The 6482-nt window shown below is 41.7% G+C and carries 9 protein-coding genes; 7 read left to right on the top strand and 2 right to left on the bottom strand.

Features of this window, described 5'->3' with window-relative positions:
• Positions 1-103: 103 nt before the first annotated feature.
• Positions 104-379 (bottom strand): hypothetical protein, encoded by a 276-nt coding sequence (locus tag N482_RS04580; protein WP_063375953.1) that lies wholly within the window; start codon positions 377-379, stop codon positions 104-106.
• A gap of 32 nt (positions 380-411) precedes the next feature.
• Entirely contained in the window at positions 412-636 is a 225-nt protein-coding gene (locus N482_RS04575; RefSeq protein WP_063375952.1) for a hypothetical protein, read from the bottom strand.
• Positions 637-1165: 529 nt separating this feature from the next.
• Here N482_RS04575 and flgB point away from each other — a divergent pair.
• The 7 genes from flgB (at position 1166) to flgH (ending at position 6472) form a co-directional block, all read left to right on the top strand.
• Complete coding sequence (flgB, locus tag N482_RS04570; RefSeq protein WP_063375951.1) at positions 1166-1579, top strand: flagellar basal body rod protein FlgB; 414 nt, start codon at positions 1166-1168, stop codon at positions 1577-1579.
• Positions 1580-1581: 2 nt separating this feature from the next.
• Positions 1582-2013, top strand: coding sequence for a flagellar basal body rod protein FlgC (flgC, locus tag N482_RS04565; protein WP_063375950.1), 432 nt, complete (start codon positions 1582-1584; stop codon positions 2011-2013).
• A gap of 15 nt (positions 2014-2028) precedes the next feature.
• Positions 2029-2706 (top strand): flagellar hook assembly protein FlgD, encoded by a 678-nt coding sequence (locus N482_RS04560; RefSeq protein WP_063375949.1) that lies wholly within the window; start codon positions 2029-2031, stop codon positions 2704-2706.
• Between the two features lie 38 nt (positions 2707-2744).
• A complete protein-coding gene (gene flgE, locus N482_RS04555) occupies positions 2745-4094 on the top strand; it encodes a flagellar hook protein FlgE (RefSeq protein ID WP_063375948.1) in 1350 nt (449 codons plus the stop codon).
• A gap of 110 nt (positions 4095-4204) precedes the next feature.
• On the top strand, positions 4205-4969 hold the full coding sequence (locus tag N482_RS04550; protein WP_063370742.1) for a flagellar basal body rod protein FlgF: 765 nt from the start codon (positions 4205-4207) through the stop codon (positions 4967-4969).
• 18 nt (positions 4970-4987) lie between these two features.
• Entirely contained in the window at positions 4988-5776 is a 789-nt protein-coding gene (gene flgG / locus N482_RS04545) for a flagellar basal-body rod protein FlgG (protein WP_063356943.1), read from the top strand.
• A gap of 15 nt (positions 5777-5791) precedes the next feature.
• Positions 5792-6472, top strand: a complete 681-nt coding sequence (gene flgH / locus N482_RS04540) for a flagellar basal body L-ring protein FlgH (RefSeq protein WP_063375947.1) — start codon at positions 5792-5794, stop codon at positions 6470-6472.
• The last annotated feature ends 10 nt before the right edge of the window (positions 6473-6482 follow it).

Genomic DNA, 6482 nt, shown 5'->3' with positions numbered 1-6482 from the left:
GCTACCAAGACATCGTAGAGCAAGTATCAAAGGCATGGAATAAGTTTATTTCAAACCCAGATAGAGTAAAAAAAATGTGTTCGAGAGAATGGATTGAAGTGACTTAATATTTAATGAAATTGGTATGACTCATTTTGGGCAAGAATTCATGTTCGTATGTATTCTTTATTACTTTCGCTCTTTTACCTAGCTTAACCTCTATATTTGCAATCATCGTTTCTGAGATAGCTTCAGTCTTCACTAAAGCATCCCTGAGTGGTATAAGCGCTTCATTAAACTCCTTTCTTCTATCGGTTAGAATTCTAAATTGGTACCCAACATATCCACCCAAGAATAAAGTGCCCAGAGGAAAAAACACCACATCAATAAAATCAGCCACTTGTACATTCCTTTAAAATAAAATTTAAACAATCATACCTCAATTTCCGTAAACGGTAGGTCAGGAGCTGGACCAATAATTCTGCCATTTTCTATATATACACTTCCGCTTTGTACACTATCACCCAGCACAACACTTTCACTTCCATCATTAAACTTAACTAACGTTGTGCCATTCGCATTCACACTAACGACTTTAACAATGGTCTTATGTGATTTGGTCAGCACGCCAGTAAGACGCTGTAACGTATTAGACATTAGATATCACCTAAATATCCTGATTTACAGTAATTGCACCTTGAGCATTAACTGACGCACTAATAGCGACGCTTTCACATGTCGCTTTGTAAAGTTAGTCTGCGCATCGAATACCCACGAGCATATCTGGTTTAAAGGGTGGCAGTGTTGGAAGTTGCTTTGTTTTAATTTAGTTTACTTGCATCTATTGTCTACAAGTAATTTTTGCAATATCAGTCTTGAGAAGGCGACGTAAGAGGTTAGTTTGCCACTCATCAAAATTGCCTTTGACATTTTGAATATCGGATTGAGATTTGGATATCTACTTTTACTCCTAAAACTCAGAAGAGCACCGACTCCAATACTGGAATAAAATCTGCTTAATCAAAGCTATTACTCGGTTAAAAATACATTTTTGGCGAAAGAGAAAAGAACTGTTTTAAACCGCAATATGTTGATACTTAGATATTAATTTTAGTTTTTATATTGGTTTTAAAGTTGGTCCTACTTTTGCATTAACCGGTATATAGTCAAATTTTTGGAGTTGGTTATGGCGATTAGTTTTGATAAGGCGCTTGGAGTTCATCAGCACACCATGTTGATCCGTTCTCAGCGTGCAGAGATTTTGGCAAGTAATATTGCTAATGCAGATACACCTGGCTACAAAGCTAAAGATATCGATTTTGGTCGAGCACTCAATGCGGCAAAGTCGGCACAACAACGCGGCAATCAAATGACCCGTACCGACGAAAAACACATTAGTGGTGGAACTAGATTGACTAACAGTGAAGAACTATTTCGTAATCCAAATCAAACAGATACAGGTGATGGTAACTCGGTTGATATACAAGTGGAACGAAACTTGTATGTACAGAATGCATTAGAGTACCAAGCTAGTTTGAACTTTTTGGGTGGCAAATTTAAAAGCTTGAAGAAAGCGCTTGGTGGTGGTCAAGGAGCCTAATTATGAGTTTATATAACGTTTTTGATATCGCAGGCTCTGGTATGAGTGCTCAAAATATTCGCTTGAATACCACTGCCAGTAATATATCCAATGCAAACAGCGTAAGTTCGAGTCAGGACGAAGTGTACAGAGCAAGGCATCCGGTGTTTGCGGCTGAGCTGAATAAAGCGACAGCGGCTAACCCGAGTACACTAAGCTCTTCGGTTGGGGTGAAGGTATTAGGCATCGTAGAAAGCGATAAACCTTTGCAGGTTGAGTATAACCCTAATCACCCAAGTGCTGACAAAGACGGGTACATCTATAAACCGAATGTGAATGTCGTCGAGGAAATGACAAATATGATCTCCGCATCACGTTCGTACCAAACGAATGTTCAAGTAGCAGACGCAGCAAAGCAGATGTTAAGTAAAACTCTGTTGCTTGGTCAGCGCTAATTGGGAGTATAGCTGATGAGTAATGATGTCAATTCCGCAACTACGTCCTTTGTCGACTCGTTGCGTTGGCAAGATAAGCAAGTGCCAACTGAGAAAAATGATGAGTTAAAGCAGGAAGACTTTTTTGCATTACTTACTCAACAGTTGTCTTTTCAAGACCCGAGTAAGCCTGCTGATAATGATCAGATGATATCCCAAATGACAAATTTCACCATGGCCGAGGGTATATCAAATTTGAATACCAAGTTTGAGTCGTTGGCTGCATCTATGACATCGAATTCAGCATTACAAGCTTCAACGCTCATAGGTAAAAAGGCGTTGCTTGAGTCCGATACGATAGAGCATGGCCCTGGTATGGAAGCCCGTGGTTCTATCATTGTGGCTGAGCCGGTCGAAAACCTTACGTTGAGTATCATAAATGATAAAAATGAGCTGGTAAGGAAAATTGAACTGGGTGAACAAAGCACAGGCGCTAAGCGCTTTGAGTGGGATGGTCTAAATGATGATAAAGAGCCACTTCCTCCGGGTGAATACACAATTAAAGCTGAGGGGCAGACCAACGGTAAGTTTGAAGCTTTGCCTACAGCAACATTTAGAAATATTGACAGTGTTAATGTGAATGGCTCTCAAGGCATTGTAATTAACACAAAAGCTGGTGCAGTTAGACTGTCTGACGTTGCAGAGATAGCTTAATCAAAAGATTTAACCTTCATTTATAGAGGTAAGAGAGTATGAGTTTTAATATTGCTTTAACGGGACTAGCTGCTGCCCAAAAAGATTTGGATACAACAGCGAACAACATTGCGAATGTTAATACAACAGGTTTTAAAGAATCGCGTGCTGAATTCGCTTCTGTTTATGCATCTTCTGTATTCAGCGCTGGTGCTACAAAAAATGGTGATGGTGTATCCACGACAATGGTTGCACAACAATTCCACCAAGGTTCTTTAAACTTTACCCAAAACTCACTTGATTTAGCAATTACTGGTGAAGGTTACTTTGCTACAAGTGAAGAGCTAGGTGGCCAAGATTATACGTTTACACGTGCTGGTGCATTCAAACTGAACAAAGATAACTTTATTGTTGATGCACGAGGTAACTTCTTACAAGGTTTCCCTGTTGACCCAAGTTCAGGTGATACAACTTCTGTGAGTTTAAGTACATCTTCGGCTTTGCAGATCCCAGATGCTTCAGGTTCTCCACGAGCGACAACGAATGTATATTCATCGTTTAACTTGGACTCTCGAGCAACGGCACCAACACTGCCTTTTAACCCTACTGAGAGTGCAACCTACAATAGCTCGACATCAACTACGATCTATGACTCTTTAGGTCAACCACATACTTTACAGTTCTTCTTTAGAAAAGAAGATCCAACTACAAACCCCAATGAGTGGCAGGTTTATGCAACGCTAAATGGTCAGCAATTTGGCGCAAATGGTCAGGCAGTTACCCCACCGGGTGCACCAATCACTGAGTTTGAATTCAACGCGCAAGGTTTCCCTGTTAGCACAGGTGGTACAGCCAATACTGGTACTACATTCAATCCGCTTTCAATCCCTGCAGGTGCAAACGCTGGTCTTTCTACACTATTAACGAATGGTGCGACCTTCCCCGGGGCGGTACAAATGAACTGGCGCGATGAAGCAAATACCAGCACCAAATTGCCAACTCAGTTTGCAAGCCGTTTTGAAGTTAAAGCATTAGACCAAGATGGCGCGACAACTGGTCGACTAGCTGGGATTGACATCGGCTCTGACGGTAAAATTGTGGCTTCATACAGTAATGGTGATTCAACTTTTTTAGGGCAAGTTGCCATGGTCCGATTTTCTAACTCACAAGGCCTTACAGAAGTAGGTAACACAGGTTGGAAGAAGAGTCTGACCTCGGGTGAACCGATAGCTGGTGAGCCAGCTTCAGGGACACTCGGTACTATTAATTCGTCTGCGTTGGAGCAGTCCAATGTAAACCTAACTAATGAGTTGGTTGATTTGATAAGTGCTCAGAGAAACTTCCAGGCTAACTCGAGGGCCTTAGAAGTTAATTCGACACTACAACAAAATATTCTACAGATTCGATAACCTTAACCTTCCAATAAAAAGCCGCTTTAGCGGCTTTTTTATTTTTGACACTCATACTGGCATTACTATTGCATTAACCCATGTAGGTTGAACAGTTTTAGGTCGTTCTCATGGATAAAATGCTTTATATCGCTGCGTCTGGCGCTAAACAGAGTTTGCGTGGTGTTGCTTTAAAAGCCAACAACTTAGCTAACGCTAATACAACAGGTTTTAAGGCTGACTTTGCGCAAGCGAGATCGATGCAGGCTTTTGGTGAAGGTTTACCGACACGGGTATTTGCCATGCAAGAGCGCCCAGGAACCAATATGTTGAGCGGTGCAGTCACTGAAACAGGGCGAGATCTTGACATTGCAGTCGATGAAAAGTCGTGGATCAGTGTAATGGATGCCAGTGGAGAAGAAGCGTACACGAAAGTCGGTACATTGAATATCACCAGCGATGGTGCGCTAGTCACTAGCCATGGCCGCCAATTAATTGGCGAGGGTGGTCCGATTATATTGCCACTGCCAATCGAGAAAGTCGTCTTTAGTGACGATGGTTCGATTCAGGTTCGTCCTCAAGGAGCACCAGCGAACTTCTTAGAAACGGTAGATAGACTTAAGATCATTTCTGCAGACAACAGTAAGCTGGAAAAAGGCAATGATGGTTTGTTTAGACCGAAAGAAGATCAGCTCGAAGATGGGCATTGTGGTTTTTGCGAGATCTCTCCAACCGCTAGGGTAATGAGTGGTTACCTTGAAATGTCCAATGTAAACCCTGTTCATGAGATGGTTGATTTAATTAATCATCAAAGACAATTTGAAATGCAAATCAAGCTAATGAAGTCAGCAGAAGAAATTGATGAGCGACACACTTCGCTCCTGCGCATAGTTTAAGAGAGTGAGGTATAGATTATGAATCCTGCATTGTGGATAAGTAAAACGGGTTTAGATGCCCAGCAAACAGATATATCGGTTATTTCGAATAACTTGGCTAACGCCAGTACAGTTGGTTACAAGAAAAGCCGCGCAATCTTTGAAGATTTGCTTTACCAAAATATTAATCAACCTGGTGGGCGTTCGTCACAAGACACTGAATTACCATCTGGTTTAATGCTTGGTGCAGGTTCTAAAGTGGTTGCGAACCAAAAGAACTTTTCTCAAGGCAACATGATAAGTACTGAAAACTCTTTGGATTGGATGATCCAAGGTCCTGGCTTTTTTGAAATACAAATGCCAGACGGTACTATCGCCTATTCACGAAATGGACAATTCACAACTGATGAAACAGGACGAGTCGTCACATCGGGGGCTGGTTTTCCTGTACAGCCTGAAATGACTGTGCCAGATAATGCGAACTCAATTACGATTTCTCAAGATGGTGAGGTGTCGGTAAGTATTAACGGGCAGGCAGAAAACACGGTTATTGGTCAGCTTGTTATTAGTGACTTTATCAACCCATCAGGCTTGGAACCAATCGGGCAAAACTTATATACAGAAACCGCTGTGAGTGGTGCGCCTGTTCAGGGTAACCCAGGAGTTGAAGGACTTGGTTCTATCGTTCAGGGAGCGCTTGAAACCTCGAATGTAAATGTTACTGAAGAATTGGTGAACCTGATTGAGACACAGCGAGTTTATGAAATGAACTCAAAGGTTATTAAATCAGTTGATGAAATGCTTAGTTACATTAATCAGCAACTATAGAGGGTAGGGCAGATCATGCGTAAGAGTATATTGATAGTCGCCATAGGACTCGGATTAACTGGCTGTATGTCGACAGAGAACAGTAATGTAGTAAGAGATGACCCTTATTACGCACCTATGTATCCTGAGATGGAGCCAGAGTCTGTGGTAGCAACAGGGTCTTTGTTTAACTCGTACTCAAATGATCTTTACTCAGACAAAAAAGCGGTGCGTGTCGGTGACATTATTACCGTAGTGTTGAGAGAGTCTACCCAAGCATCAAAAGCTGCGAATTCTAAGCTGGACAAAGACAGTGAAGTAAAAGTTGACCCCTTCCTTGGATTGGGGAATGTACCAGTTAGAATTGGCGGTGATGCAATTCAACTTAGTGCCGGTGGTGACTCGTCATTTCAAGGCGATGCACAAGCGAATCAATCGAATAGCCTATTTGGCAACATCTCAGTTAATGTAATGCGAGTATTACCAAATGGAAATTTAGTGATACGCGGTGAAAAATGGTTAACGCTTAATACTGGTGAAGAATTTATACGACTGGAAGGTTTGGTAAGGCCACAAGATGTGTCGTATGAAAACGAAGTTGAATCAAACCGGATTGCAAACGCACGTATCCAATACTCGGGTAAAGGGCAAACGCAAGAAGTGCAAAGTGCAGGTTGGTTGACTAAATTCTTTATGAGCACTTTGATGCCGTTTTAAGGAAGTACAT

The organism is Pseudoalteromonas luteoviolacea NCIMB 1942 (assembly GCF_001625595.1).
GTDB classification, from domain to species: domain Bacteria; phylum Pseudomonadota; class Gammaproteobacteria; order Enterobacterales; family Alteromonadaceae; genus Pseudoalteromonas; species Pseudoalteromonas luteoviolacea_A.
Note: the sequence above shows the minus strand (reverse complement) of the source record. Positions and strands in the feature narration are given on the sequence as shown.

Bases quoted from the DNA above. Each gene is read 5' to 3' on its own strand.
- N482_RS04575 (WP_063375952.1), bottom strand. From the start codon at position 636: ATGTCTAATACGTTACAGCGTCTTACTGGCGTGCTGACCAAATCACAT.
- flgB (WP_063375951.1), top strand. From the start codon at position 1,166: ATGGCGATTAGTTTTGATAAGGCGCTTGGAGTTCATCAGCACACCATG.
- flgC (WP_063375950.1), top strand. From the start codon at position 1,582: ATGAGTTTATATAACGTTTTTGATATCGCAGGCTCTGGTATGAGTGCT.
- N482_RS04560 (WP_063375949.1), top strand. From the start codon at position 2,029: ATGAGTAATGATGTCAATTCCGCAACTACGTCCTTTGTCGACTCGTTG.
- flgE (WP_063375948.1), top strand. From the start codon at position 2,745: ATGAGTTTTAATATTGCTTTAACGGGACTAGCTGCTGCCCAAAAAGAT.
- N482_RS04550 (WP_063370742.1), top strand. From the start codon at position 4,205: ATGGATAAAATGCTTTATATCGCTGCGTCTGGCGCTAAACAGAGTTTG.
- flgG (WP_063356943.1), top strand. From the start codon at position 4,988: ATGAATCCTGCATTGTGGATAAGTAAAACGGGTTTAGATGCCCAGCAA.
- flgH (WP_063375947.1), top strand. From the start codon at position 5,792: ATGCGTAAGAGTATATTGATAGTCGCCATAGGACTCGGATTAACTGGC.